Source organism: Pseudoxanthomonas mexicana (genome assembly GCF_046736355.1).
Taxonomy (GTDB): Bacteria; Pseudomonadota; Gammaproteobacteria; order Xanthomonadales; family Xanthomonadaceae; genus Pseudoxanthomonas_A; species Pseudoxanthomonas_A mexicana_B.
On record NZ_CP157201.1, the window covers coordinates 2392187 to 2414607 of the forward strand.

At 66.3% G+C, this 22421-nt stretch carries 36 protein-coding genes; 30 read left to right on the forward strand and 6 right to left on the reverse strand.

What is annotated here, in order from left to right; translation table 11 throughout:
- Positions 1–19 precede the first annotated feature (19 nt).
- Positions 20–1636 carry an alpha-amylase family glycosyl hydrolase gene (locus AAG688_RS11005; protein ID WP_411834990.1) on the forward strand — a complete coding sequence of 539 codons (1617 nt, stop codon included), beginning with the start codon at positions 20–22 and terminating at the stop codon, positions 1634–1636.
- Between the two features lie 176 nt (positions 1637–1812).
- On the opposite strand, the gene AAG688_RS11010 is transcribed toward AAG688_RS11005, so the two are convergent.
- From AAG688_RS11010 to AAG688_RS11035, 6 genes are all read right to left on the reverse strand, one after another.
- Complete coding sequence (locus tag AAG688_RS11010) at positions 1813–3393, reverse strand: PepSY-associated TM helix domain-containing protein (RefSeq protein WP_411832275.1); 1581 nt, start codon at positions 3391–3393, stop codon at positions 1813–1815.
- A 7-nt stretch (positions 3394–3400) separates the two neighbouring features.
- Positions 3401–3664, reverse strand: a complete 264-nt coding sequence (locus AAG688_RS11015) for a hypothetical protein (RefSeq protein ID WP_411832276.1) — start codon at positions 3662–3664, stop codon at positions 3401–3403.
- On the reverse strand, positions 3664–3951 hold the full coding sequence (locus AAG688_RS11020; protein WP_411832278.1) for a hypothetical protein: 288 nt from the start codon (positions 3949–3951) through the stop codon (positions 3664–3666). The genes AAG688_RS11015 and AAG688_RS11020 overlap by 1 nt, the downstream gene beginning before the upstream one ends.
- Positions 3952–3987: 36 nt before the next feature.
- Positions 3988–6132 (reverse strand): TonB-dependent siderophore receptor, encoded by a 2145-nt coding sequence (locus AAG688_RS11025; protein WP_411832279.1) that lies wholly within the window; start codon positions 6130–6132, stop codon positions 3988–3990.
- Positions 6133–6404: 272 nt separating this feature from the next.
- Entirely contained in the window at positions 6405–6599 is a 195-nt protein-coding gene (locus tag AAG688_RS11030) for a hypothetical protein (RefSeq protein ID WP_411832281.1), read from the reverse strand.
- Between the two features lie 130 nt (positions 6600–6729).
- On the reverse strand, positions 6730–7254 hold the full coding sequence (locus AAG688_RS11035) for a helix-turn-helix domain-containing protein (protein WP_411832282.1): 525 nt from the start codon (positions 7252–7254) through the stop codon (positions 6730–6732).
- Between the two features lie 156 nt (positions 7255–7410).
- On the opposite strand from AAG688_RS11035, the gene AAG688_RS11040 reads away from it, so the two are divergent.
- From AAG688_RS11040 to AAG688_RS11180, 29 genes are all read left to right on the forward strand, one after another.
- Entirely contained in the window at positions 7411–7665 is a 255-nt protein-coding gene (locus tag AAG688_RS11040; protein ID WP_411832284.1) for a DNA-binding protein, read from the forward strand.
- Positions 7662–8048 (forward strand): hypothetical protein, encoded by a 387-nt coding sequence (locus AAG688_RS11045; protein WP_411832285.1) that lies wholly within the window; start codon positions 7662–7664, stop codon positions 8046–8048. Before AAG688_RS11040 ends, AAG688_RS11045 begins: the two co-directional genes overlap by 4 nt.
- The gene (locus AAG688_RS11050) at positions 8048–8506 is read left to right on the forward strand and encodes a hypothetical protein (RefSeq protein ID WP_411832287.1); all 459 of its coding nucleotides are present in this window, start codon (positions 8048–8050) and stop codon (positions 8504–8506) included. The genes AAG688_RS11045 and AAG688_RS11050 overlap by 1 nt, the downstream gene beginning before the upstream one ends.
- Positions 8506–10509, forward strand: coding sequence for a transposase domain-containing protein (locus AAG688_RS11055; RefSeq protein ID WP_411832288.1), 2004 nt, complete (start codon positions 8506–8508; stop codon positions 10507–10509). Before AAG688_RS11050 ends, AAG688_RS11055 begins: the two co-directional genes overlap by 1 nt.
- Positions 10506–11624 (forward strand): AAA family ATPase, encoded by a 1119-nt coding sequence (locus tag AAG688_RS11060; protein WP_411832289.1) that lies wholly within the window; start codon positions 10506–10508, stop codon positions 11622–11624. Before AAG688_RS11055 ends, AAG688_RS11060 begins: the two co-directional genes overlap by 4 nt.
- Positions 11621–11842, forward strand: a complete 222-nt coding sequence (locus AAG688_RS11065) for a hypothetical protein (protein ID WP_411832290.1) — start codon at positions 11621–11623, stop codon at positions 11840–11842. Before AAG688_RS11060 ends, AAG688_RS11065 begins: the two co-directional genes overlap by 4 nt.
- Positions 11839–12075: a hypothetical protein gene (locus AAG688_RS11070; RefSeq protein ID WP_411832291.1), complete on the forward strand. Its 237-nt coding sequence runs from the start codon at positions 11839–11841 to the stop codon at positions 12073–12075. Before AAG688_RS11065 ends, AAG688_RS11070 begins: the two co-directional genes overlap by 4 nt.
- Positions 12075–12389 (forward strand): hypothetical protein, encoded by a 315-nt coding sequence (locus AAG688_RS11075; RefSeq protein ID WP_411832292.1) that lies wholly within the window; start codon positions 12075–12077, stop codon positions 12387–12389. Before AAG688_RS11070 ends, AAG688_RS11075 begins: the two co-directional genes overlap by 1 nt.
- Complete coding sequence (locus AAG688_RS11080; RefSeq protein ID WP_411832293.1) at positions 12382–12609, forward strand: hypothetical protein; 228 nt, start codon at positions 12382–12384, stop codon at positions 12607–12609. The genes AAG688_RS11075 and AAG688_RS11080 overlap by 8 nt, the downstream gene beginning before the upstream one ends.
- Entirely contained in the window at positions 12590–12718 is a 129-nt protein-coding gene (locus AAG688_RS11085; protein ID WP_411832294.1) for a hypothetical protein, read from the forward strand. The genes AAG688_RS11080 and AAG688_RS11085 overlap by 20 nt, the downstream gene beginning before the upstream one ends.
- Positions 12711–13286, forward strand: a complete 576-nt coding sequence (locus tag AAG688_RS11090; RefSeq protein WP_411832295.1) for a hypothetical protein — start codon at positions 12711–12713, stop codon at positions 13284–13286. Before AAG688_RS11085 ends, AAG688_RS11090 begins: the two co-directional genes overlap by 8 nt.
- A gap of 58 nt (positions 13287–13344) precedes the next feature.
- Entirely contained in the window at positions 13345–13878 is a 534-nt protein-coding gene (locus AAG688_RS11095) for a host-nuclease inhibitor Gam family protein (RefSeq protein WP_411832296.1), read from the forward strand.
- A complete protein-coding gene (locus AAG688_RS11100; RefSeq protein WP_411832297.1) occupies positions 13875–14237 on the forward strand; it encodes a hypothetical protein in 363 nt (120 codons plus the stop codon). The genes AAG688_RS11095 and AAG688_RS11100 overlap by 4 nt, the downstream gene beginning before the upstream one ends.
- On the forward strand, positions 14234–14674 hold the full coding sequence (locus tag AAG688_RS11105) for a DUF1566 domain-containing protein (protein WP_411832298.1): 441 nt from the start codon (positions 14234–14236) through the stop codon (positions 14672–14674). The genes AAG688_RS11100 and AAG688_RS11105 overlap by 4 nt, the downstream gene beginning before the upstream one ends.
- 37 nt (positions 14675–14711) lie before the next feature.
- A complete protein-coding gene (locus AAG688_RS11110) occupies positions 14712–15173 on the forward strand; it encodes a DUF1566 domain-containing protein (RefSeq protein WP_411832299.1) in 462 nt (153 codons plus the stop codon).
- A gap of 55 nt (positions 15174–15228) precedes the next feature.
- The gene (locus tag AAG688_RS11115; RefSeq protein ID WP_411832300.1) at positions 15229–15645 is read left to right on the forward strand and encodes a four helix bundle protein; all 417 of its coding nucleotides are present in this window, start codon (positions 15229–15231) and stop codon (positions 15643–15645) included.
- Positions 15642–16997 carry a reverse transcriptase domain-containing protein gene (locus AAG688_RS11120; protein WP_411832301.1) on the forward strand — a complete coding sequence of 452 codons (1356 nt, stop codon included), beginning with the start codon at positions 15642–15644 and terminating at the stop codon, positions 16995–16997. The genes AAG688_RS11115 and AAG688_RS11120 overlap by 4 nt, the downstream gene beginning before the upstream one ends.
- On the forward strand, positions 16994–17191 hold the full coding sequence (locus tag AAG688_RS11125; RefSeq protein ID WP_411832302.1) for a hypothetical protein: 198 nt from the start codon (positions 16994–16996) through the stop codon (positions 17189–17191). Before AAG688_RS11120 ends, AAG688_RS11125 begins: the two co-directional genes overlap by 4 nt.
- The gene (locus AAG688_RS11130; RefSeq protein ID WP_411832303.1) at positions 17188–17604 is read left to right on the forward strand and encodes a gp16 family protein; all 417 of its coding nucleotides are present in this window, start codon (positions 17188–17190) and stop codon (positions 17602–17604) included. The genes AAG688_RS11125 and AAG688_RS11130 overlap by 4 nt, the downstream gene beginning before the upstream one ends.
- A gap of 295 nt (positions 17605–17899) precedes the next feature.
- Positions 17900–18499 (forward strand): hypothetical protein, encoded by a 600-nt coding sequence (locus AAG688_RS11135; protein ID WP_411832304.1) that lies wholly within the window; start codon positions 17900–17902, stop codon positions 18497–18499.
- Entirely contained in the window at positions 18483–18905 is a 423-nt protein-coding gene (locus tag AAG688_RS11140; protein ID WP_411832305.1) for a Mor transcription activator family protein, read from the forward strand. Before AAG688_RS11135 ends, AAG688_RS11140 begins: the two co-directional genes overlap by 17 nt.
- Positions 18905–19219 (forward strand): hypothetical protein, encoded by a 315-nt coding sequence (locus tag AAG688_RS11145; RefSeq protein WP_411832306.1) that lies wholly within the window; start codon positions 18905–18907, stop codon positions 19217–19219. Before AAG688_RS11140 ends, AAG688_RS11145 begins: the two co-directional genes overlap by 1 nt.
- 183 nt (positions 19220–19402) lie before the next feature.
- The gene (locus AAG688_RS11150) at positions 19403–19729 is read left to right on the forward strand and encodes a hypothetical protein (RefSeq protein ID WP_411832307.1); all 327 of its coding nucleotides are present in this window, start codon (positions 19403–19405) and stop codon (positions 19727–19729) included.
- A gap of 5 nt (positions 19730–19734) precedes the next feature.
- Positions 19735–20397 (forward strand): transglycosylase SLT domain-containing protein, encoded by a 663-nt coding sequence (locus AAG688_RS11155; RefSeq protein WP_411832308.1) that lies wholly within the window; start codon positions 19735–19737, stop codon positions 20395–20397.
- On the forward strand, positions 20388–20987 hold the full coding sequence (locus AAG688_RS11160; RefSeq protein ID WP_411832309.1) for a hypothetical protein: 600 nt from the start codon (positions 20388–20390) through the stop codon (positions 20985–20987). The genes AAG688_RS11155 and AAG688_RS11160 overlap by 10 nt, the downstream gene beginning before the upstream one ends.
- Before the next feature lie 74 nt (positions 20988–21061).
- Positions 21062–21283, forward strand: a complete 222-nt coding sequence (locus AAG688_RS11165; RefSeq protein ID WP_411832310.1) for a TraR/DksA C4-type zinc finger protein — start codon at positions 21062–21064, stop codon at positions 21281–21283.
- Positions 21283–21540, forward strand: coding sequence for a hypothetical protein (locus tag AAG688_RS11170; RefSeq protein ID WP_411832311.1), 258 nt, complete (start codon positions 21283–21285; stop codon positions 21538–21540). The genes AAG688_RS11165 and AAG688_RS11170 overlap by 1 nt, the downstream gene beginning before the upstream one ends.
- Entirely contained in the window at positions 21540–21845 is a 306-nt protein-coding gene (locus AAG688_RS11175; RefSeq protein ID WP_411832312.1) for an ArsR family transcriptional regulator, read from the forward strand. Before AAG688_RS11170 ends, AAG688_RS11175 begins: the two co-directional genes overlap by 1 nt.
- Positions 21845–22414: a phage protein Gp27 family protein gene (locus tag AAG688_RS11180; RefSeq protein ID WP_411832313.1), complete on the forward strand. Its 570-nt coding sequence runs from the start codon at positions 21845–21847 to the stop codon at positions 22412–22414. The genes AAG688_RS11175 and AAG688_RS11180 overlap by 1 nt, the downstream gene beginning before the upstream one ends.
- Positions 22415–22421: the final 7 nt, after the last annotated feature.

Below are 22421 nucleotides of genomic sequence, written 5' to 3' on the forward strand. Positions count from 1 at the left end.
GCTGGCCGCGCTGGCGCCGGTGGCGGCGGCTTCCGGCGACGACTACTACGGCACGCTGGAGCCGTTCGCCGGCGAGGCGGTGTACTTCGTGCTGACCGATCGCTTCGTCAACGGCGATCCGTCCAACGATCACCGCGACCAGGGCGGCCCGTACCCGACCTTCGACCAGCGCATCCCCGGCCCCGACGGCGAGAGCGACAACATCGGCTACCTCGGCGGCGACTTCAGGGGCATCGTCGACAACGCCGGCTACATCCGCGATCTCGGCTTCACCTCGGTGTGGATCACGCCGATCGTCGACCAGCCCGACCAGCACTTCGGCGGCGGCAAGCCGGCCAGCTGGGGCAGCTTCTGGACCGACCGCGGCAAGACCGGCTACCACGGCTACTGGGGCATCGACTTCTACCGGCTGGACGAGCACCTGCCCAGCCCCGGCCTGGACTTCGCCGGTTTCACCCGCGCGATGGGCGATCACGGCCTGAAGGTGGTGCTGGACATCGTGACCAACCACGGCTCGCCGGCCTACACGATGCCGTCGCCGCAGCCGCAGTTCGGCAAGGTTTACGGCAAGGACGGGGAGTTGCTGGCCGATCACCAGAACCTGCCGCCGGAGCAATTGGATCCGGCGAGCAATCCCCTGCACCGCTTCTACAACGCCCGGCCCGGCGTGGCCGAGCTGTCCGACTTCGCCGAGGACAATCCGGCCGTGCTGGACTACCTGGCCGGCGCCTACGCGCAGTGGCTGGATCAGGGCGCGCACGCGCTGCGCATCGACACCATCGGCTGGATGCCGCACCGCTTCTGGAAGGCGTTCGCCGATCGCCTGCGCGCTTCGCGTCCGGGGCTCTTCATGTTCGGCGAGAACTTCGACCACGACGCCGCGCGCATCGCCGCGCACACCTGGCAACGCAACGGCGGCATCAGCGTGCTGGATTTCCCGCTCAAGGCCAGGCTGGTGGAGGTGTTCGGCAAGCCCGATGGCGACTTCGCCGCGCTGGAGCCGGCGCTGTACCTGGAGGACGGCCCTTACGCCAATCCCTACGATCTGATGACCTTCTACGACAACCACGACATGCCGCGCATGGACGCCGGCGACGAAGGCTTCATCGACGCGCACCACTGGCTGTTCACCGCGCGCGGCATCCCGGTGATCTACTACGGCTCGGAGACCGGCTTCATGCGCGGCCGCGCCGAGCACGCCGGCAACCGCAACTACTTCGGCCAGGAACGCATCGACGCCGCGCCGCAAAGCCCGATCTTCGGGCCGCTGCGGCGCATCGCCCGGCTGCGCCAGTCCTCGGTCGCGCTGCAACGCGGGCTGCAGCTCAACGTGCGCCTGAAGGGCGACGAGGCGGTGTTCTACCGCATCTACCAGAAGGACGGGCAACGGCAGACCGCGCTGGTGCTGCTGAACAAGGGTGACGCGCCCCGGCGCATGGCGGTCGAGGAATACCTGGAGGACGGCCCGTGGCGTGACGCCTTCAGCGGCCGCACCCAGCGCGTGCGCGGACGCTTGCAGGCGGACGTGCCGGCGCATGGGGTGCGCGTGTTCCTGTTCGACCGGCCGCTGACCCGCGAGGACACCCGCCGGCGCCTGGACGATCTGATGGCGCGCAAGTCGCCGAAAGCCGACTGACCCCGCAACCTGTTGTGGGAGCGACGTCAGTCGCGACGGATGCCCGAGGGATTCCCGGAAATACGCAAGGGATTGAAGGCGGCATGTCTGCCATGACTGCGTGACTGCCGCTCTGGCAGTCCCCACATGCCGGTAGCGCGTCGCGACTGACGTCGCTCCCACATCCCACATTCCGGCTAGGCAGTACGCGGAAGCGCCCACACGCTGTTCGGCTCGCCGCTGCGCGCCCGTTTGGCGGTCATGCGCGCCAGCCAGGCGAAGCCGAAGGCCATCGCCAGCGCACCGGCGTCGATGGCGAACAGCGCCATATGCCCGGCCGCCATGCTCTTCCACAGCCACCAGCCGGTCGCCAGACCGTGCGCCACCGGCACCAGCGCGGTGACCAGCGCGGCCAGCCACAGCAGCTCGCGCGCGGCGCGCAGCGGCGGCCGCATGGCGGCCCACAGCAGGCACAGCGCCCAGGTGGCGAAGCAGGCCCACTGCACGCCCGCGCCCACGCCGACGCCCCAATCCGCGCCGCGCCACTCCAGCGCCTGCGCGGCGACGAACGCGGCCGAGATCGCCACGCACACGCCGATGCAGAACCCCACCGTCGCGCGCGCCATCCACAGCTGCGCGCGGCCCTGAACCTGCTGCCGGCGCTTGCGCCGCGACTCGATCCACAGCAGGTTGCCCGAATAGAACAGGAACGCGCCGCCGAGGCCGAGCAGGAAGTACAGCCATTGCACCCAGGCGTTGCCGTACTCGCCGAAGTGCAGCAGGTAGGCGATCGACAGGGTGGCGTGGTTGGCGTCGCGGCGGCCGGGCAACTGCGAGGCGATCAGGCGGCCGGTGCTGGCGTCCAGCGCCACCGCGCCGAGCGCGCCCAGGGTGCGCGGCGCCTCGCCGGTGACCTCGACGATGGCGTTGGCGTCGCCGGCATGGGTCAGCTTCAGGTAGGCCGGCTCGAACCCGGCGATGCCCTGCTCCGCCGCCACTTCCCTCGCGCGCGCATGCCACATCGCCACGCCGCCCAGCGCGGCGGGTTTACCGGCGGCGGCCACCTGCGGCGCGGTGTCCAGCGCGGCCGGCATCGCCTCCATCAGCTTGCCGCCGTAGATCAGCGGGTCCAGCGCCAGCGCCAGCACCATCACCAGGCACAGCAGCGCGCCGGTCGCGGCGAACATGACGTGCATCGGCAGGCTGAGCACGCCGATGACGTTGTGCGCGTCCTGCCAGAAGCGCTTGAGGTTGCGGCCGCGCCGCAGCGCGAACAGATCCTCCGCCAGCTTCGGCAGGTGGATGACCAGGCCCGACACCAGCGCCACGCCGTACAGCAGGCTGACGATGCCCATCAGGTAGGTGCCGGCCAGCGGAATGCCCAGCGAGTAATGCAGGGCGTTGACCAGTTCGGAGAGTTCGGCCGAGGGCGGCTGCCCGCTGCCCCGCGGGTTGTCGCGGCTGGCGTAGTGCCAGGCGCCCTGCGCGTCGGGCCAGTAGATCGCGGCCTGCGCCGATTCCTCGCCGGGGAACATCATGCCCACCCATGCGCGCGCGTCCGGATGCCGCTCCAGCGTTTCGTCCAGCAGCGCCTGCGCGTCCTCCAGCGTTTCCATCGGCCGGTCCGCCGCATGCGGCGATTGCCAGGTCATCAGGTCGTGGTGGAAAACGGTGATCGCGCCGGCGTAGAACGCCACGAACAGCGCGAAGCCGGCCACCAGGCCGACCCAGGTGTGCAGCGTGGTGAAGGTGCGCAGCGTGGAGGATTTCAGTTTCATCATCGCCCTACTGCACCCATTGCCACTGCCGCAGCGCCCACAGCAGCAGCAGTCCCGCCGCCGCGAACGCGCCGTAGGCGATCCACGCGCGCGCGCCGCTGCGGAACAGGAAGCCCAGGCAGAACACGCCCACCCAGACCGGGAAGAACGCCAGCGCGCCCGCCACCAGCGTGGACTGCCACGGCCCCGGCAGCAGCCAGCTCGCCAGGCCGACCAGCGCGGCGCTCAGGAAGAAGCCGGGCACGATGCCGGCGCTCGCGCGGCCCCACATCAGCCGTCCTCCCCATTGCCAGCCGGCGCCGCCGACAGGCCGGCCAGGTACGGCAGGCCCGTCAGCGCCAGCATCCAGGTGCCCAGCATCGCGCACAGGCCGGCGCCCGCGCCCAGCGCTGCGATCCACAGCGCCAGCGAAACTGCGGCCAGCGCCAGGCCGATCCACCGGCCGGCACGGCCCAGCCTGCGCCAGGACGCCCAGCGGCAATGGCGCGAGCCGGCGTACAGCGCCGCCGCCGAGGACACGGCGGCGGCGAAGGCGGCGATCGGGATGAAAGGAGGCATGGCGTCGGCTGGCCCGTGGCGGCGTCGTTCAGCGCGCTACCACTGGTAGCGCGCCGTCGCGGTGACCGTGCGCGCGTAGCCGTAGTAGCACCAGTAGATGGCGTTGCAGGCGCTGACGTATTCCTTGTCGGCCGCGTTCTGCACGTTGAGCTGCAGGCGCCAGTTGCCGAAGTCGTAGCGCACGGCGGCGTCGAACAGCGTGTACGAGGGCGTCTGCCATTCGTTGCGCGCATCGCCGTAGTGCTCGCCGGTATGGCGCACGCCGGCGCCGAAGCCCAGGCCGGCCAGCGCGCCGCCGGTGATCGTGTAGTCCGCGCCCAGCGAGGCGGCGTGCCGGGGTTGCAGCGCGATTTCCTTGCCCAGCGTGGCGGGATCGTTGCTGCGGGTCACTTCCGAATCGATGTAGGCGTAGGCGCCGTACACGCTGAAGCCGCGGCCGATGTTCCAGCGCCCTTCCAGCTCGGCGCCGCGCACCCGGGTCTGGCCCTGCTGGATCGAGAACAGGGTGTGATCCGGATCCACGGTCAGCGTGTTGCGCTGGGTGATCTCGTACAGCGCCAGCGTGGCCAGCACGTTGCCGCCGGCCGGCTGGTACTTCAGGCCGGCCTCGATCTGCTCGCCGGTGGTCGGCACGAAGGCGTTGCCGAAGAAATCCGCGCCCACCGTGGCCTGGAACGACTGCGACCAGCCCACGTACGGCGCCAGCCCGTTGTCGAACAGGTAGTTCACGCCCACGCGCGCGGAGAACTGGTCGTCGCTCTGGTGGCCGCCGTTGTTGTCGGTGCCCACCCAGTCCTGCCGCCCGCCCACGGTGAACACCCAGCGGTCCAGCTTGATCTGGTCCTGCACGTACAGGCCCAGCTGCGACTGCGTCTGCCGCGTGCCGGCGGTGGTGGCCGGATCGAAGTCCGGGCGCAGGTCCGGCATCGAACCGTAGACCGGATCGAACACGTCCAGCGGGGTCGCCGCGAACACGAAGTTGGAGTCGTAGCTCCAGCGCGTGCGGCGGTAGTCCAGCCCGGTCAGCAGCGTGTGCTCGGCGCGGCCGGTGGCGAAGCGCCATTGCAGGTTGTTGTCCAGGCCAAGCACCATCTCGTCCTCGCGCGTGGACCACAGGTAGCGGAACAGGCTGCGCTGGTCGGCGAGCAGGCCGAACGCGCCGACCGACACGCCGGGCTCCACTTCGGCATCGGTCAGCCGCGCGCTCTGCTGGAACGCCACCCCGCCGCCGAAGTCGTGGCGGAACTCGTAGCCCAGCGACTTCATCGTCTTCACGTAGTCGTTGGCGTTCGGCTCGCCGGTATACAGGCTGGCGCGGATCCGGCCGTTCGGGTTGGGCAGCAGCGTGCCCTCGGCCGGCAGGAAGCCGGCGCCGCCCTTGGTGTCGGCCTTCTGCCAGCGCGCCAGCACGGTCAGTTCGTTGGCCTGGTCCGGCTTCCAGGTGATGGCCGGGGCGAAGTAGTAGCGGTCGTCGTGGATGAAGTCGACCGGCGTGTCGCTGTTGCGGCCCAGCGCGGTCAGGCGGTACAGCAGCGTGCCGCCCTCGTTCAGCGCGCCGCCGAAATCGACGGCCAGCTGGCGCAGGTCGTCGCTGCCGACCTGCACCTCCACTTCGCGCAGCGCGTCCTCGACCGGGCGCTTGCTGACGTAGTTGAGCAGGCCGCCGGGCGGCATCGCGCCATAGTTGACCGAGGCCGGCCCCTTCAGCACCTCGACCCGCTCCATGCCGTAGGGCTCGATGCGGGTGATGCCGGTGCCGGAGCCTTCCGGCAGCGCCAGGCCGTCCATGTAGCGCGCCGGGGTGAAGCCGCGCACCAGCAGCCAGTCGCTGCGGGTGTCGCTGCCGTAGCCGCCGCCCTGCGCGCCGGCGGTGAACCACACCGCCTCCTCCACGCCGTGGATGCCGCGATCGCGCATCTGCCGGTCGGTGACCACCGAGATCGACTGCGGGATCTCCTTCAGCGAGGTCGCCGTCTTGGTGGCGATGCCGGTGCTGCGCGCGATCGGCGCCTGCACCTGCACGGCGTCCAGCGTGACCGCCTCGTCGGCCGCGGGCGCGGACTGCGCGGCGGCGGCCAACGGCAACGCGACGAGCAAGGACAAGGGAGCGGCCAGCGTGATGCGCAGGGCCAGGGTCAGCGGATGGACGTTGGCGCGGTGCGGCGCGGAAAGCGATGGCATGGGGGAAAAACCTGCGGGAATGGGGACGGGGTCGGTCATCCGGCATGCCTGTTGTGCGGGGACTCTTGGATTGAGAAACCGGGATAAGGCGGAATAAGGCGGAAAAAAATGGCACGAAAGGCCCGTCGTTTCAGGGTTTCAGGCCGATTCGCACCTTGTGCCGCGCGTGTGGCTCTGGTTTGCGAAATCCGGCGAAAAGTCCGAAATGGACACATGAAATGAGAAACGGCCGTCTGGATTAGACGGCCGTTCGAATGCCCAGTAAAGCGGCCTCAACGGGCTGGTGGGGCATACGGAGAGTCACACGCCGTTTGCATGCTGTCCACCCACTGGGCCAACCATGTGTTCAGGGCGTCGAGCTGGTCGTTGTCCAATTCCTGGATGACCCGAAAGCCGGCAGCATAGATGAAGGCTTGAACTTCGTCCGAAAGCCCGTAGTGCTTGGCTTTCAGGCCGATCTGCGCCATTAGGTTGCGCCGCCGAATGGGGAAAGGTGTAGGGTGCGGCTCCTGCCGGGCCGCGTCAGCGGCGGCCAGCGCCCCGTCAATGCTGCACTTCAAGGCCCCTAGATTGTCGAACGTCGCGTTTCGGGGCGTTTTAGCCTTTGCCAGCAGTTCCCTTACCTGATCCACCCATGCCCTGTGCGGCATCCTCTTTCCCCCTGGAAAACCCGCGTGCAGCGGGTCGTGCGAACGCCAGCACCTGGGCGCTTGGCAGGCCATTGACCAGGGCGTCGTAGATCAGCGCAACCAGTTGGCCGTAATCGGCCGGTTCCAGTCGTCCTCCCTCCAACGCCTCCTCAGCCAGTTGGACGGCAAGGCTGACAACTTCGGGTCGCACGGCCTGAGAAGCCATCTGTGGCGCGGCTTTCGGCGGCTCAATACCCGTTGCTAGCCACTCCATGCTGAACCCTGTGGATAGACAGAGCCGAGCGACCACGTCGAAGGGCGGCATGTTGTCTTCGCGCACATAGCGGGCCAAGGAGTCCACCGAGACCCCCAGCGATGAAGCCGCAGTTTTTCTAGTGCCCAGCTTATCCAGAGCCGCAGAAATTCTAGTTCCGATTCCCCTTGCCGGAATCGGAACCAAATCGTAACGGCCATCGCTCGTTCCGATTGTCATCTAAATGCCTGATTTGAAAGGATGATTCGCACTTTTTCTAGCCAACCCTGCATTTCTTCGAATCGGAACCGCATTTCTGCTTGACATGCGCCGCAGATGTGCGGATATTTGCCCCGTAGATAGACGCCATTTATTCGCACTACGGAGCCGCCCGACATGTCCCGCCCCAAGAAGGCTTTGACTCCAGAACAGGTCAAGCAGCGCCTGCGTACGCAGGGCATCACCACCACCCAATGGGCAGAAACCCACGGGTACACCCGGAACGAGGTCTACCGGGTGCTGAATGGCCAGCACAAGGCTCGCTACGGCAAGGCCCACGACATTGCCGTGGCCCTGGGCATGAAGCTGGCCGATGACCAGCCTACCAGCCCGACCGTGTCGCGCAATCCACAAAAGCGGGTGGCTGCATGAATACCGCCCAGTTGGTGCAACTGGCGGGCGATGCCAGCGCCGTATCCGCGGTCCTGCACCGGTGCGGGGTCAACACCACCAATGCCGACGCCCTGTTCGCGCGCGCGCGCATTGACGGCTGCTTGACCGAAGACCAGAGCAGGCAACTGCGCCTGTATGCAATGGCCACGCACGAGGTCATGGCAAGTGTCATCGACGACCTGGTCAGCCGCCAGAACGCCCTTTCAAACAGCCTGGCCCAGGTCAACGGGCGGGGATCAGCCGGTCAGTGCCCCGCGTCCACCTTCAGCGCGAAAACCCCGGCAGCACGTGAGCAGGTTTCCCGCGTGGCGGGTGAAAAAGACACTGCCTGCGCGAGCGTGTGTGGTGAGGAGGTCGCCTGATGCGCCGCCGTCGCAGCGACGCGGGCACGGGCGACCTCTTCGCCGCGATTCCCCAACCCGTCCAGGCAGCGCCGGGCGCCCTGGACTTCCGCACCGAGGTTTCTTGCCTGTTGAGCCAGATGCTGGCCGAGACGCAGGCCGACAACCCAGAGCACGACCGCTACTGGGTGGCGGCCAATGTCTCCCGCCTGGTCGGCAAGGAAGTCAGCAAGGCCATGCTGGACGGCTACACGGCCGAGAGCCGCGACGCGTTCAATCTGCCTTTCTGGACGGTCGTTGCCATCGAGCATGTCTGCCGCTCCACGTTGCTGACGGACTGGCATGCCGGCAAGCGCGGTGGCCGCTTCCTCATGGGGCCGGCGGCGCTGGACGCAGAGATCGGCCGCATGCAGTCCGAGATGGATGGCATGCGTGATCGCCTGCGCGCCGCCCAGGATCTGCGCCGGAGGATGGGCTGATGGCCGACGGTGATCGCGCCGCTTCCATCGAGTGGTTCAGTGCCGCAGCGCTCGCCGGAAAGCCCGGCATGCCGACCACTGAGCGCGGTGTGCGCAAGATGGCCGAGCGCGGCGGCTGGACGGCTCGCAGAAGGACGAAGGGCAAAGGGTTTGAGTACCCGCTCACCAGCCTGCCTGCCGCCACGCAGGCCGCGCTGCTGCTCTCCCGCCGTCCGGTGGCGGTGGCCATCGGCACCCAGCCGAAGCGCCTAGGCAAGACCTCCGTGTCCGAAGCGCAGCTCCACGACGCCTGGACGCGCTACGAAGCCGCACCGCAGCACATCAAGGATGTGGCCGCGCGGCGCCTGCAGGCGCTACAAGCAGTGGAACGCCTGGTTGGCGAAGGCCATAGCCCGCTGGAAGCGCGCAAAGCCGTGGCCTCTCAGCTCGCACGCGAGAACGTGCGCGGCGCCAGCGTCGCCAGCCTCTACCGGTGGGCCAGCGACGTGAGCGGCGTTGAGAAACAGCACCGCATGGCGATGCTGCTGCCGGAATATGCTGGCCGCACGGCCACGGTCGATATTCCGGCCGAGGCCTGGGACTTCTTCAAAACCGATTACCTGCGCGTCGAAGCCCCATCGGCGACGAGCTGCTATGAGCGCTTGCAGCGCGTCGCCAAGGTCAAGGGCTGGGCGATTCCGCACCTGCGCACCTTCATGCGCCGCATCGAGCGAGAACTGCCGCGCGGTGTGCTGATCATGGCGCGGCAAGGGCGCGAAGCGTTTGACCGCACCTTCCCGGCGCAGGAACGCGACCGCAGCGTGTTCCATGCGCTGGAGGCGGTCAACGCCGATGGTCACAAGTTCGACGTGTTCGTGCGCTGGCCAGACGGCACCATTGCCCGCCCGATCCTGGTTGGCGTGCAGGATCTCTACAGCGGCAAGATTCTCGGCTACCGCGTCGCTGAAACGGAATCGTCCGACCTGGTCCGCCTGGCGTTCCGCGACGCCATCGAACGATACGGCATCCCCTCGAAAGTCTGGCTGGACAACGGTCGCGCCTTCGCGAGCAAGTACATCACCGGCGGCGTGGCCAACCGGTTCCGCTTCAAGGTGAAGCAGGAAGACCCGCTGGGCATCCTGACCACGCTGGTGGACGAGATCCACTGGACCACGCCGTATCACGGTCAGGCCAAGCCCATTGAGCGCGCCTGGCGGGACATGTGCGACTACATTGCCAAGCACCCTGAGTTCGCAGGCGCCTACACCGGCAACAAGCCGGACGCCAAGCCGGAGAACTACGGCAGCAAGGCGGTACCACTGGATACCTTCGTGCGCGTCCTCAACACCGAGATCGTGGCGCACAACGCCCGCGAGGGCCGCCGCAGCCGCATTTGCGACGGGAAATACAGCTTTGACCAGGTTTTCAACCACAGCTACGCGCAATCGCAGATTCGCAAGGCCACCGACGCCCAATTGCGCGAAATGCTCCTCGCGGCCGAGGTGGTCAAGGCAGATGCGTTCGATGGCAGCGTGAAGCTGAGCGGAAACCGCTACTGGTCCGAGCAGTTGGCCGCCCACGCGGGGAAGAAAGTGATGCTGCGCTTCGATCCCGACGCGCTCCACACCAGCGTGCAGGTCTACACCCTCGCGAACGTGTACCTGGGCGAGGCCGAATGCGCCGCCGCCGTCGGCTTCGCCGACACCCAGGCCGCGCGGGATCACGCGCGCGCAAAGACCCAGCACCGCAACGCCACGAAGAAGCAACTGGAAGCCGAGCGCCGTATGGACCTGGCCACCCTGGTCCAGCAATTGCCGGCGGCTGCGCCCGAGGAGCTGCCGCCGGCCGGCGTCGTCGCGCCCATGTTCGGCAAATGCCGCCCCAAGCCCGAGTCGCAGTCCGAGTCGCTCGCACGCACCGGCACCGATGACGCCCGCGTCAGCGCACTAGGCGATTACCTCGCGCGCACCCAAGCCCAGCAGAACGCGCAGTTCGGCTGGCGCGCGCCGGAGGACGACGCATGAAGCCCTACGCACCTCACTGGGACCTTAAAGGTCGCCCCGGCAGCCGCGTGCTGCGCTGGCGTGAACGCCTGCAGCAGAAGACGCCGCCTCGCTGCCCGCCGCTGAAACAACCACTTCTAGTCCACCAACGCATGACCCCAGGGGAGTCCATGTCGAACATCACCACACTACAACCCGAAATCACGCAGCAGGAACTGGATGCGCTGCGCGAGAGCATCCGCACGGTCCTGGAGAAGGACGGCGCCTACTCGCAGGCCCGCGTCGCAAAGGAATCCGACGTGTCCACCAGCACGCTCAGCCAGTGGATGGGCGGCACCTATCCCGGCAGCCACCAGGCCATCGCCAAAAAGCTGCGCGCGTGGCACCGCAGCTACGAGGAGCGCAACAAGGATGGCGGGCTGCCGCAGCCGCCGGCTTGGGCAGAAACGCCGACCAGCGCCCGCATCATGAGCGGGCTTCGTTATGCCCAGATGGCCCAGGACCTGGTGCTGATTCTCGGCGGCGCCGGCGTCGGCAAGACCAAGACCATCGAGAAATACCAGTCGATGCAGCCGAACGTGTGGTCGGTCGAGTTGACGCCGGCCACTGGCGGCGAAATCACCGCGATGGAGGAAATCGTCATCGCCCTGGGTGTGCGCGACTACGCCCGTACCAGCGGGCATCTGTTCCGCACCATCTTGTCCAAGGTCCGGCACACCAATGGCCTGCTGATTCTGGACGAAGCCCAGCACCTGACGGTGAAGGCGCTCGACCAGGTACGCGCGATTCTCGACCAGGGCGGTATCGGCCTGGTGCTTTCCGGCAACGAGCGCGTCTACACGCAAATGACCGGCGGCACGCGCGCGCCGTTCCTCGACCGCCTGTATTCCCGCGTAGGACAGAAGATCATCCTGCGCAAGGCCACGGCGAAGGACGCCGACGCCATCATCGACGCCTGGGGTTTCGAAGATGCCCGTTGCCGCGATGCCCTGCGCGCCATCGCCAACAAACCCGGCGCGCTGAGGCAGCTCAACAAGGTGCTGCGCCTGGCCGCCGCCTACGCCAAGGCGCAGAACCACAAGCTGTCGTGCGATGACATCCACGTCGCTGCGCGCGAGCTGGGGGTGTACGAGTGAGCGCGCTCGCATTCACCCTGCCGCCGTCCCGGGGCGTGGCCATCAGCCAGGCGACCGCCGACCTGATCATCGCCGGCGATGCGGTCAGCGCCTTCGCGATGGGCAGCCTGCGCTTCAAGTGCGCGGTGGTGCAGTCCGTGGTGGATACCGGCAAGGCTGCCGGCGAACTCACCGTGGATGAGCTGGTGACCATCATCCGGCGGGAGAGTCCCCGGTGAGTGCCACCACTGTCGCCACCAGCACCTTCTTGCAACGCGCCCGCATCCGGGAAGCGCTGAAAGATACCGGCCTGCCGACCGCCTACGTCACCGACCAGCACGCAGCCGTACTCAAGCGTGCAGAACTAGCGCCGCAGTACGGCATGCCCGTCCATGCCTTTCTGCGCGGCATCAGCTACAGCGCTGCCGCGCGCTTGCTCAACGCACTGCGTCACATCGAGGAGCCTGCCTGATGAAACACATGCATACGGAATCCAACATCGTCACTACGCCCGTCGTCGGAGAGGTCTCGGCACGCCTTCAACGCGCCATCGAAGCGGTCCAGAGGCTGGAGGAATCGGGTTGCAAGGTCTTGCGCCTGATTGCCGGTCCGCGCCACACCACTGTCATTGTCATGGCACCGCCGCCGTTCGTGCAGGGCGTCTGCAAGAGCCGCTTCCGCAACCCAGCCGGTGGCATCACGCGGGTGATGGCTGCGCGTTACTTCGGCGTGCAGTTGGAGTGGTTCCTGGAGTGCCGCCAGGCACGGGCGGTGAGCCATGCCTGACAACCGTTTCCTGGTCGTGCGCGCCGAGCACATCGCCGGCAGCAGCGCCGCCTTCGAAGGCTTGGAAGAGGCGCTCGGCCACGCTGGTTTGAAGACCAAAAGCGACAAGGAACCCCGCTACGTGGTGCAGGTGCTGGCCCACGTCTCACCCGACCCGGTCCCGGCCGTGGTCATTACCCGTTTCGACGAAGGAACCTCCAATGAAGAACAGGCGCTTTGACGACCCCCGCTTCCACGGCGCCGGCCTGGTGTCCGCCCTGGCCGGTGTCGCTTTCATGGTGCTGGGCGCTGCGCTGGCGCTGGGCGCCCAGGCGGTGCTGCATGGCTAGCACGAAGACCATTCGCCAGCACATCCAGGACGTGCTGGAAGCCGCTGACGACAACCTCAGCAGCCGGGAGATTTCCGACAAGTTGAAGGCGCGAGGCGTATCGCATGCGGGAACGAGCGCGGTCGCGGCGTTCATGCGAACTGGGGAGCTGGATGGCGTGTTCGTGCGTGCCGACATCGCGGGCCACATTCGCTGGACAAACAACCCGGAGTGGTCAGCCAAGAAGGTGCGTGCGAAAGCCACACCCACAGGAAAGACCGCCTGGGTTCCCGAATCAGTGGTGCCGCCGCAGGTGGAAGTGCGTCCCGCTTGTCTCCCCGCCCCACCCATCGACCTGCTGGATGACTCGGAAGGCTCATCGCAACTTGAAGCGGATGGGCTCATCCACGCACGCGCCCAGAAGCCGGTCATTCCTTGCGCGCTGGCCGAGCGCCTGAGCGCCATCGTCCAGGACTTGCAGGACGCGCTTGAGGATGCCTGCCGCGAGCGGCTGTCCCACGCGTTCATCGCCGACCTGGTCATCGCCAACAACGCTACCCATCGCGCGGCGCGTCAGCTCGCCACCTGATCCAACCCCGCGAGAACACATGGCCGCCCGGCGGCACCAAAAACGACAGAGACAGCACATGACGAAGAAATCCACCCGCACCAAGGTTGCCGCCATCGAGCACTGGGTCCCGCAGAGCCGCGACGAAGTGAACGAAGCCATTGCCAAGCTGGGGCGGCTCCAGCGCGAACGCCTGCGCATCGAGACGGCGATGAACGATGAAATGGCTGAGGTGAAGTCCAAGCACGACACCGAAGCCAAGCCGCTCGGCGACGAAATCACCGAGCTGACGAAGGGTTTGCACCTGTGGTGCGAAGCCAACCGCGCCACGCTGACGCAGGACGGCAAGGTCAAGTTCCATGAGTTCGCCACGGGCGTGGTCAAGTGGCGCCTGCGCCCGCCGTCCATCGCCATCCGCGGTGCGGAGGCCGTCCTCCAGACGCTGAAGAAGTTGGGCCTTCAGCGCTTCGTGCGCGCGAAGGAGGAGGTGGACAAGGAAGCCATGCTCAAGGAATTGGACGTGGCCAAGCAAGTCGGCGGGGTCACGGTCAGCCAGAAAGAAGACTTCGTCGTGGTGCCGCACGAAAGCCAGATTGAGGCGGTGCAGGCATGAGCGCCGGCACCGATCAGGGCAGCGACGCGACGGATTGGAAGACGCGGCGCGAGCAGATGAAGGCACTGGGTATGCAGGTGCTGTGGAACGCCCTGCAAATCGCCGACGACGCGGTGCGCTCGGATGTGGAGTTGTACGCCAAGGGTATCGCCCACTCGAAAGGCTTCACCGTCTACGACCTGACGCGCGCCGAACCCTTCGGCGCCGAGAGCGAGGAAGAGCAGCAGCGCTGCGTGGACAAGGCGCTGCGGGCCGCGCGCTACATCGATCTGCGCGGCGATATTTTTCCCTGGCACATGGTCCGTGTTGACGGTGCCGGGCACATGGTCCGTTTCATCAACAAGGAACCCGCCGAATGAACGCAACGCAGCAGTATTTCAAGGTGCTGGCCGACGGCACGCAGGTGCACGCCAGCAACCCGCGCACCGACCACGTCGCGGTGCTGGACACGATTCGCAACTTGCATATCCACCCGCATTCCATCGGTGTGAAAGGAAAGCCCGCACCCGCCAAGAAGCTGCCGACGGCTGTCGCCAAGCTCGACATGCTGGGCGGTGGTTGGCGGATGGCCTCGCGCGAGGAGGCCGAGTCGATTCTCGACCTGTCGCGATTCAACCCGGCGGTGGATATCAACCTGTTCCCCGGCATCAAGCCCGGCTGGCACGCGACCAGTACGCCGGCTGCGTGGGCTCCGGCCTCGGCCGCGTGGTTCGTCAACTTCAACTACGGCGGCGTCTTCGACGACGACCTCGACCTCGAGGGTTGGGCGCTGGCGGTTCGTCCGGCCGGTCAGTAGTTGGCCTTTTGCATCCACATCATTCAAGGAAAACCCCATGAACGCACAGCTCAAAATCGCGCCCGCGACCGGGCAGTATTTCAAGGTACTGGCCGACGGCACGCAGGTGCCGATGACTGACCAGCGCACCGACCACGTGGCCGTACTGGACACCACGCGCAACCTCCTGCTCTACCCGCAGTCCATCGGCGTCAACGGTAAGCGCGCGCGACAGGAGAAGCTGAAGGAAGCGGTGGCCGGGCTCGACGTGCTGGGCGGCAACTGGCGCATGGCCGACGTGAACGAAGCTGCGTCCATCATCCGCCGCGACCGCCATGACCCGGCGGTCGATACCAACCTGTTCCCCGGCATCAAGCCCGGCTGGCACGCGACCAGCACGCCGGCTGCGTGGGCTCCGGCCTCGGCCGCGTGGTTCGTCTACTTCAACGACGGCGGCGTCGTCGACGGCAACCTCGACTACGAGGGTTGGGCGCTGGCGGTTCGTCCGGCCGGTCAGTAATTGGCCTATTTGCTGAGGGCATCCAGTGACATCACGCTTCCAACCGCCGCCGATAATGAAGGCCGCAGAGAACTTGTGGCTCGCCATCGAGCGCGCCGTCGAACGCTTCCCCGCGCGCCGGCACCGCCACGGTGTCGGTGCGCGGCTCAACGACCTTGCATTCGAGGTGTACTCGCTGGCGAACCGCGCCTGGCGCGACAGGCGCCAGCAGCGCTACTTGGTCGATCGGCTCCGCTGGAAGGTGGATGACCTAAAGCTCTGCATGACGCTGTGCAAGCGGCTGGAGGCATTCAGCGGGAAGCGTGAGCACTTCCCGCTGGCGCTCCAGGCCGAGCAGCTGGGCGCCCAGGTGGGTGGCTGGCACAACTCGCTCTCCCCTAGTGCCCAGAATGTGCAGACCGAGGGTGGTCATGCACAGCGTGGCCAGAAACTGAGTGCCCGCAACGCCTCCAATCGTGGGGCCAAGCCATGACGACGCCGCGCTACCGCAACGGATGCACGGCCGGGTCGCAAGATTGCGGGAAAGCGGCTGCGTGGGCTCCGGCCTCGGCCGCGTGGTTCGTCAACTTCAACAACGGCGACGTCAACGACAACAACCTCGACAACGAGGGTTGGGCGCTGGCGGTTCGTCCGGCCGGTAAGTTTCAGGGGGAGTTGGAAGAGGTATTCCACGCGCTCTATCGCGCGTGGCAGCAGGCCCGGCGGCACAAGGTGCCGAGCTGGGGTCAGATGCAGTTCGAAGCGCGCCTGACGGACAACCTGCTGGCGCTGGCCCGGCAGATTGTTGGCGGCACCTGGTCGCCCCGTCGCTCCACCAGCTTTATGGCGGTCAAGCCGAAAGCCCGGGAAATTCACGCGCCGCACTTCGCGGACCGCGTCGCCCATCACTGGCTGATTGCGCAGCTGGAGCCGGTGTACGCGCGCGTCTTCATCCACGACGCCTACGCAGGGCGCAGAGGCAAGGGCGTGCATGCGGCCGTCGAGCGTGCGCAGCAGTTCATGCGTGAGGTTGAGTCCGGACAGAGTGGAGGCTGGTATCTCCAGCTCGACATCCACAATTTCTTCAACACGGTGCCCCGCGCCATCTTGTGGCAGTTATTGAAGCGCCGCATGCAGCGTGCCGGCCTACCACGCCGGTCGATGCAGGTGGCGCATGCACTGCTGCGCCGCTCTCCCCTGCACGCCAGGGTGGACTATCGCGGTACGGCCGCCGAGTACGCCCTGGTGCCGCCTCACAAGCGTTTGAAGAACGCGCCGGCCGGCTGCGGGATGCCCAGCGGCAACTACCCCAGCCAGTTCCTGGCGGAGGTGCTGATGAACGAGCTGGACCAGTTTTGCAAGCACCAGCTGAAGGTCCGCCGTTACATCCGCTTCGTGGACGACTTCGTGCTGTTCCATGAGAGCCGTGAGCAGCTCCAGGCGTGGCTGGCCAGGATAGAGCGGTTCCTGGGCGAGACCCTGCACCTGGGCCTGAAATCGGAAATCCGGCTGCGCCGCCTCACCGATGGCCTGGACTTTCTGGGATACGTCGTGTTCCCGACGCACCGGCTGGCCCGTCGCCGCGTCGTAGGCAACGCCCGCGCAGCGCTGGCGGCCTGGGAAGCGGCCCACGTGCGCGGGCGCACGCTGCAAGGCACACCGGAGGACTTCCGGTTGATACAGGCGCGCGCCAGCAGCTACTTCGGCCACCTGAAGCATGCGAACGCATGGCGCTTGCGCCGGGCGCTGCATCGCCGTTTCCCCTGGTTGGCCGCGGCGATGCAACCCCGCCGCTTCGCGCATCGCCTGGAAGGCCACCAGGTCACTGTCTGGAGGCAGGCATGAACACCGGTCACAACCCGAGCAAACAGGCGGATTTTTTCGAGGGGCGGCCGCCCCCGATGTACTACCGGAACCAACGTACCGACGGCTCCTGGACGCGGCGCCAGTCCAAGGGCGAATGCCTGCTGATGGTGGAAATGGGTGTCCCATACCTGCGCGTGGCCGTTGCTTTCGAAGAAAGGGAGATAGAGCAGTGAGAAATCTGCGCCAACAGCAAATCGTGCGCATCCACCTGGGCAAGAAGGCCCTGGGCCTGGATGAGGACACCTATCGCAGCCTGCTGCGCCGGGTGGGCGGGCATGACTCCTCGGCCATGATGAGCGTCGCTCAACGCAATGCGGTCATCGCCGAGATGGTCCGCCAGGGTTTCAGGGAAGAAGGCCGAAAGGAGCGCCGCAAGCGCTTCCCAGGCCGCCCGGCCAACGTTGACCAGGTGCCGATGCTGAGGAAGGTCGAAGCGCTCCTGGCTGATGCCAGGCGCCCCTGGGCGTATGCCCACGAAATGGCCGACCACATGTTCAAGGTGTCCCGCGTCCAGTGGCTGCGACACGACCAGCTCCACAAGCTGGTGGCGGCGCTGCAAGTAGATGCGAATCGCAGGGGGAAATGATGCCGCTCTCATGTGACGGAGCCCCGAGCAATCGCTGGCGCATCGCATGGAACGCGGCCGGCCCTTTCGTCGTCGATACTTGGGCTACAAGTTTTCATAACAGCGATGGCACGGCAATCCTGGCGCATCGTGTCGTGGGCAAGCACGGCTCCCAATGCAGCACGGAAACCGGCGAAGTCATCATGTTCGATCGGCAGTATGCAGAATTAGTCTGCGCAGCCGCGAATGCTGGTGACCTTGTGAGGCGGGTGGAGACATGCCTGCATCATCGCCGGCGTGGACAGGAGGAGCCCTAATGCGCGCCACCTGCCCCGATTGCGGCGCCCAGGCGCACCTGTCGGCCTTCTTTGCCGAGGACGATGGCAAGCGCCTGGCTGCACTATTGGCCGAAATGCAGCCCGAACTGGGCCGCGCAGCCATCGGCTATCTGGGCCTGTTCAAGCCGGGCAAGAGCGCGCTCCGGTTGTCGCGCGCGGTGAAGCTGACGCAGGAGCTGGCCGCCCTAGTCGCTGCCAGCACCGTCTGCAAAGACGAGCGCAGCGGGGTGCGCCGCCCCGCGACGCCTGCCATGTGGGCGACCGGCATCGAAACCATGCTGGCCCAGCGTGCCGCCCTGGCGCTGCCGTTGGAAACCCACAACTACCTGCGCGCGGTGGTGTACGGCCTGGCCGACAAGGCCGATGCCGCAGCTGAGCGTCAGAAAGAAGCTAACGCGAGGGTAGGAAAACACCTCGGCGGCGCGTCAGCGCAAACCCATGCTGAAACGCCGTTTGAGCGGCAGATGAACTGGATTCGACAGATGGAAAGCGCAGGTGGCTTCGGCGCCGAGGAGGCCCAGGCCGAGCGTGCCAAGGCCCGTGCGAAGTACGGAGTGAACGATGACGACGCAAACTGACCTGTTGGGCATGCCCACGGACGTGGACTTGACCAGTGTCCCCCTGGACGACGTGCCGGCTTCGAAATGGGCGCAAGGGCTGGTGCAGTTGGTGGAAGTGCAGGAGGCCACCTTCACGCGCATGGGACTGGAAGGAGGCGAGGCATTTCGTTTGGCGAGAGCGGCGACGCTGGCGATTGCTGAGTACCAAGGTGGCAGGGGGATGTACCTGCCGCGCGGCGACCAACTGCGTGCCGCCTTGCGAGACGCCGAAATCTACCGGCGAGCGCGACGCGGTAACATCCCCCAGTTGGCCAGGGAGTACCAGCTCACTGACCAGCACGTATGGCGCATCGTTCGTCAACAGCGTGCGCTGCACCATCGCAAGATTCAGGGCGACTTGTTCAATGAGGAAAGGGGGAAGTGATGAAGGTTTTTCAGATTGTTATGTCGAGCATAGCAATAGCCATACTGACCGCATGCGGGAGTTCACCCGAAGCCGTAGCCATCACACAATGCCAAGAAGCCATACGCCTTGCAGCCAAGAACCCGAGCAGCACCGAAGTGCCTTACACACGCGCACAGAAGGAGGGTGATTCCAGTTACCGCATGATCTGGAAGCATGGCGATGGGCTTCGTATGCAAAATGGCTTTGGGGCGATGATCGACACCACGGCCATATGCGTTGTGAGGGAAGGAAAAATCTACGCACTAGATGTTGGAGACAAGCAAATCATCTAGTTGCGGATGACGAGATGCCAAGCCCCGCCTAGTGCGGGGCTTTTTATTGCCTCACTAACGCGCGTTAGTCCCGCACCCATCACGCGCACGCGCATCGTTGCTCCCATAGCGGGCCTCACATGCCCGCTTCCCGCCGGCGGCCATCCCCCTGGCCGCCGCCGGCATCCTACTTGGGAGAACGACTTGAACGAACCTTTCCTGGACAAGGTCCAGCGCCTGTTGGCGCCGGCTACCCAACTGCTTGAACGCATCGGCTTTGTTTGGCTCTGGCTGCTGGTGTCAGTGCTGCTGCTGGGTGTGGTGGTGGTGCTCAACCCCGCCAAGCTGGGCGCCTACGTGTGGTTCATGTCGAAGACCAGCGGAGCGTTCGCGCTCGGCTACGGATTCGACTGGGCCGCCTTTCGGGGCGCCGACCCGCGATACCTGGATGGCATCGAAAAGACGATGGCCCAGACACGGCGCGCGACGCTGATCGCGGCCGCCATCATCGGCGCGGGGCTGATCGGATGAGCAGGATGTCCAATGCCCGCGACGCGCTGGTGTTCGTCCTGATCGTCCTGGCCATCCTGTTGTTCGCGGCCTGGGCCTCCAATGCCGATGCGCAGCAGCGTGTCGCCATCCCGGAGGCATCGGCGCTCTATCGTCATCGCGTGGAACAGGTTGCTGCCGATGTGTGGGGAGTCAATGCCTCTCCGGCACGCCTGGCGGCCCAGTTGCACCAGGAAAGCGCGTGGCGCATCCGCGCCAAATCGCCGGTGGGGGCGCAGGGCATGGCGCAGTTCATGCCGGGCACTGCGAAGTGGATAGCCGAGCAGTTCCCGGCGGAACTGGGCGCATTCGACCCCTGGGATCCAATGCAGGCCATCAAGGCGGCGGCGATCTACGACAAATGGCTGCTGGACCGGGTTCAGCCCATCGGGCATACCCGGTTGACTGAGTGCACGCGCTGGAACTTCGCTTTACGCGGCTACAACGGCGGCGAGCAGTGGTTGCTGCGCGAGCGCGGTCTCACGGTGGCCGGTCGAGCAAACGCCAATGACTGGCGCGACGTGGAGCGTTTCCGCGCGCGCGGCTCGGAGCCGCACAAGGAGAACGTCGGGTATCCGCGCCGAATCCTGCTGGTGCTGGAACCCGCCTACATCGCGGCCGGCTGGCCGGGGACGGCCGTGTGTCCCTGAGCGATACCTTCCGCGCAATCCGCCTTGCCGAGCTTCTGCCGGCATTCCTCCTGGCGGCGGCCATCGCGTTCGTAGTGGGTGCCATCGGCAGTGGACTCCTGGTCTGGAAGTGGAAGGACGGCCAGCACGCCTTGGCGGAGAACGCACAGTTGCGCGCAGACACGAAAGCCTGGGCTGACATCGCCGAAGGCCAACGCCAGCAGCACGTGGAGCAAACGATGGAGCTTGGCGAGGCCGTCAAGCGCTTAAGTGCCATTTCACAGGGGAAAGAAGATGACCGTGAAGAACTGCGGCGCTGGATGGGTGCGCAATTCCAAGCGTTGGAGGCGCTGCGCCGGCAGCGTCCTGACCTGGAGCGTGTTGACCTTGGCCCTGAGTTCCTGTGTCACTGGAATTCGGCCAATACCGGTGCCATCTGCGCCATCGCCCCCGCCGCCGGAGATTCCGGCAAATCTGCGCCAGCCGTGCCCGGAGCCGTCCCTGCTGGCCCGCAGCGACCCGATCACGGTCCTGGCGCAGCACGACCAGGAGGCGGCCCTTCACCGCGATTGCAGGAGCAGCAAGGCGCGCCTGGACGAAGCGGTCAATGAATGGGAGACAACGGCATGGCGTTGGTACTGCCAGGCCCTGCGGGCTACGGGAGCGACGACGAAAGGATGTGCGCGTGATTGATGCGGCCGACAAGGTCGTACAAGACGACGAACGTGCAATGGAACTGTTTCTGCAATCACGCCAGCGCCACCAGGCGGCGCCCGATGCTTGGGCGCAACGGAGCGATGAAATCCACTGCCTGGACTGCGGCGAAGTGATTCCGCCCGCGCGCCTGGTAGCCATGCCGCACACCAAGCGTTGCCAGCCGTGTGCCTCCGATGTGGAGCGCCGTTGATGGACAGCCTGATTGTCCCACTCCTGGTCGCGGTGCTGATCGTCTGCGTGATCAACGTCGGCATCGGCATGGTGCTGTGGTGGCGACATGTCGGACTGGTTGCGCGTGTCACCCGGCTTGAGGTCTACCAGGAGCAGAACCTCACCCACGCAGAGACCCGGCAGATCTACGAGCGCCTGTCTTCCATCGAAGGCCAGATCCAGACGACGAACCGCCTGATGCAAACCGTGCAGGAACACCTGCTGGAGAACGACTGATGAACACCAAGACTTTCGCCGACCGCCTGCGCGAGGATCGCCGCCTGGTCCTGCTGCGTTTGCTGAGCGAGCAGAACGGTTACATGACCAACAGCTCCATCCTTCACGCCGGCCTGCACCACATGGGCGTTGCGAGCAGTCGCGACGACGTGCTGACGGATCTGTATTGGTTGCGCGACCAGGACCTGGTGCGGCTGAGCGAGGCGGTACCCGGCGTAGAGGTCGCCGTGTTGACTGGCCGTGGACACGACGTGGTGCAAGGCTCCGCCGTGGTGCCGGGCGTGAGCAGGCCGAGTCCGAAGTAATGGCCTCCCGGAAGCGCCGCGCGAAGTCCAGCGTGGGCCGTCTGCCAGCCGAGCAGAAGGCTTTCGTGGAGAAGCTTATGCGCGAAGACCGCCTTACGCTGGACGAAATGATCGCCGCGCTCCAGGCGCACTTTCCGGGCGAGCCGGCTGCCGAGCTGTCGCGTTCGGCGCTGCACCGCTACGGCGCTGGCTTTGCCGAGTTGACCGCGCGCATGCGCGAGATCGACCAGGCATCGCAGGCGCTGGTGGGTGAGTTCGGCGATTCCCTGGGAGAGAAGGCCAGCACCCTGTTGAGCAATGCCGTGGTGACGCTGGTCACCGACGTGGCCCTGCGCCAGCAAAGCGCCGAAGAAGGCGTGGACGTGGAAACGGCTCGCAAGCTGGCACGCGCGGCCAAGGATGCCATCGACTCCAAGCGCGTGGACGTGAACGTGCGCAAGGCCATCGCGGCCGAGGCGCGCGAGCGCGTGCTGAAGGAACAGCGCGAGAAGATCGAAGCCCTGGGCAAGTCCGGGGCCATCGACCCGGCCATCCTGGCCACGGTCATCAAGGCGGCTTACGACCTGTGACCGGCCC

Coding starts and splice junctions, on each gene's coding strand:
- AAG688_RS11175 (WP_411832312.1), top strand. CDS start 21,540: ATGAACACCAAGACTTTCGCCGACCGCCTGCGCGAGGATCGCCGCCTG.
- AAG688_RS11105 (WP_411832298.1), top strand. CDS start 14,234: ATGAACGCAACGCAGCAGTATTTCAAGGTGCTGGCCGACGGCACGCAG.
- AAG688_RS11100 (WP_411832297.1), top strand. CDS start 13,875: ATGAGCGCCGGCACCGATCAGGGCAGCGACGCGACGGATTGGAAGACG.
- AAG688_RS11010 (WP_411832275.1), bottom strand. CDS start 3,393: ATGAAACTGAAATCCTCCACGCTGCGCACCTTCACCACGCTGCACACC.
- AAG688_RS11025 (WP_411832279.1), bottom strand. CDS start 6,132: ATGCCATCGCTTTCCGCGCCGCACCGCGCCAACGTCCATCCGCTGACC.
- AAG688_RS11055 (WP_411832288.1), top strand. CDS start 8,506: ATGGCCGACGGTGATCGCGCCGCTTCCATCGAGTGGTTCAGTGCCGCA.
- AAG688_RS11020 (WP_411832278.1), bottom strand. CDS start 3,951: ATGCCTCCTTTCATCCCGATCGCCGCCTTCGCCGCCGCCGTGTCCTCG.
- AAG688_RS11110 (WP_411832299.1), top strand. CDS start 14,712: ATGAACGCACAGCTCAAAATCGCGCCCGCGACCGGGCAGTATTTCAAG.
- AAG688_RS11120 (WP_411832301.1), top strand. CDS start 15,642: ATGACGACGCCGCGCTACCGCAACGGATGCACGGCCGGGTCGCAAGAT.
- AAG688_RS11085 (WP_411832294.1), top strand. CDS start 12,590: ATGAAGAACAGGCGCTTTGACGACCCCCGCTTCCACGGCGCCGGCCTG.
- AAG688_RS11015 (WP_411832276.1), bottom strand. CDS start 3,664: ATGTGGGGCCGCGCGAGCGCCGGCATCGTGCCCGGCTTCTTCCTGAGC.
- AAG688_RS11125 (WP_411832302.1), top strand. CDS start 16,994: ATGAACACCGGTCACAACCCGAGCAAACAGGCGGATTTTTTCGAGGGG.
- AAG688_RS11060 (WP_411832289.1), top strand. CDS start 10,506: ATGAAGCCCTACGCACCTCACTGGGACCTTAAAGGTCGCCCCGGCAGC.
- AAG688_RS11145 (WP_411832306.1), top strand. CDS start 18,905: ATGAAGGTTTTTCAGATTGTTATGTCGAGCATAGCAATAGCCATACTG.
- AAG688_RS11045 (WP_411832285.1), top strand. CDS start 7,662: ATGAATACCGCCCAGTTGGTGCAACTGGCGGGCGATGCCAGCGCCGTA.
- AAG688_RS11170 (WP_411832311.1), top strand. CDS start 21,283: ATGGACAGCCTGATTGTCCCACTCCTGGTCGCGGTGCTGATCGTCTGC.
- AAG688_RS11030 (WP_411832281.1), bottom strand. CDS start 6,599: ATGGCGCAGATCGGCCTGAAAGCCAAGCACTACGGGCTTTCGGACGAA.
- AAG688_RS11090 (WP_411832295.1), top strand. CDS start 12,711: ATGGCTAGCACGAAGACCATTCGCCAGCACATCCAGGACGTGCTGGAA.
- AAG688_RS11050 (WP_411832287.1), top strand. CDS start 8,048: ATGCGCCGCCGTCGCAGCGACGCGGGCACGGGCGACCTCTTCGCCGCG.
- AAG688_RS11180 (WP_411832313.1), top strand. CDS start 21,845: ATGGCCTCCCGGAAGCGCCGCGCGAAGTCCAGCGTGGGCCGTCTGCCA.
- AAG688_RS11140 (WP_411832305.1), top strand. CDS start 18,483: ATGACGACGCAAACTGACCTGTTGGGCATGCCCACGGACGTGGACTTG.
- AAG688_RS11080 (WP_411832293.1), top strand. CDS start 12,382: ATGCCTGACAACCGTTTCCTGGTCGTGCGCGCCGAGCACATCGCCGGC.
- AAG688_RS11075 (WP_411832292.1), top strand. CDS start 12,075: ATGAAACACATGCATACGGAATCCAACATCGTCACTACGCCCGTCGTC.
- AAG688_RS11155 (WP_411832308.1), top strand. CDS start 19,735: ATGTCCAATGCCCGCGACGCGCTGGTGTTCGTCCTGATCGTCCTGGCC.
- AAG688_RS11040 (WP_411832284.1), top strand. CDS start 7,411: ATGTCCCGCCCCAAGAAGGCTTTGACTCCAGAACAGGTCAAGCAGCGC.
- AAG688_RS11035 (WP_411832282.1), bottom strand. CDS start 7,254: ATGACAATCGGAACGAGCGATGGCCGTTACGATTTGGTTCCGATTCCG.
- AAG688_RS11115 (WP_411832300.1), top strand. CDS start 15,229: ATGAAGGCCGCAGAGAACTTGTGGCTCGCCATCGAGCGCGCCGTCGAA.
- AAG688_RS11135 (WP_411832304.1), top strand. CDS start 17,900: ATGCGCGCCACCTGCCCCGATTGCGGCGCCCAGGCGCACCTGTCGGCC.
- AAG688_RS11095 (WP_411832296.1), top strand. CDS start 13,345: ATGACGAAGAAATCCACCCGCACCAAGGTTGCCGCCATCGAGCACTGG.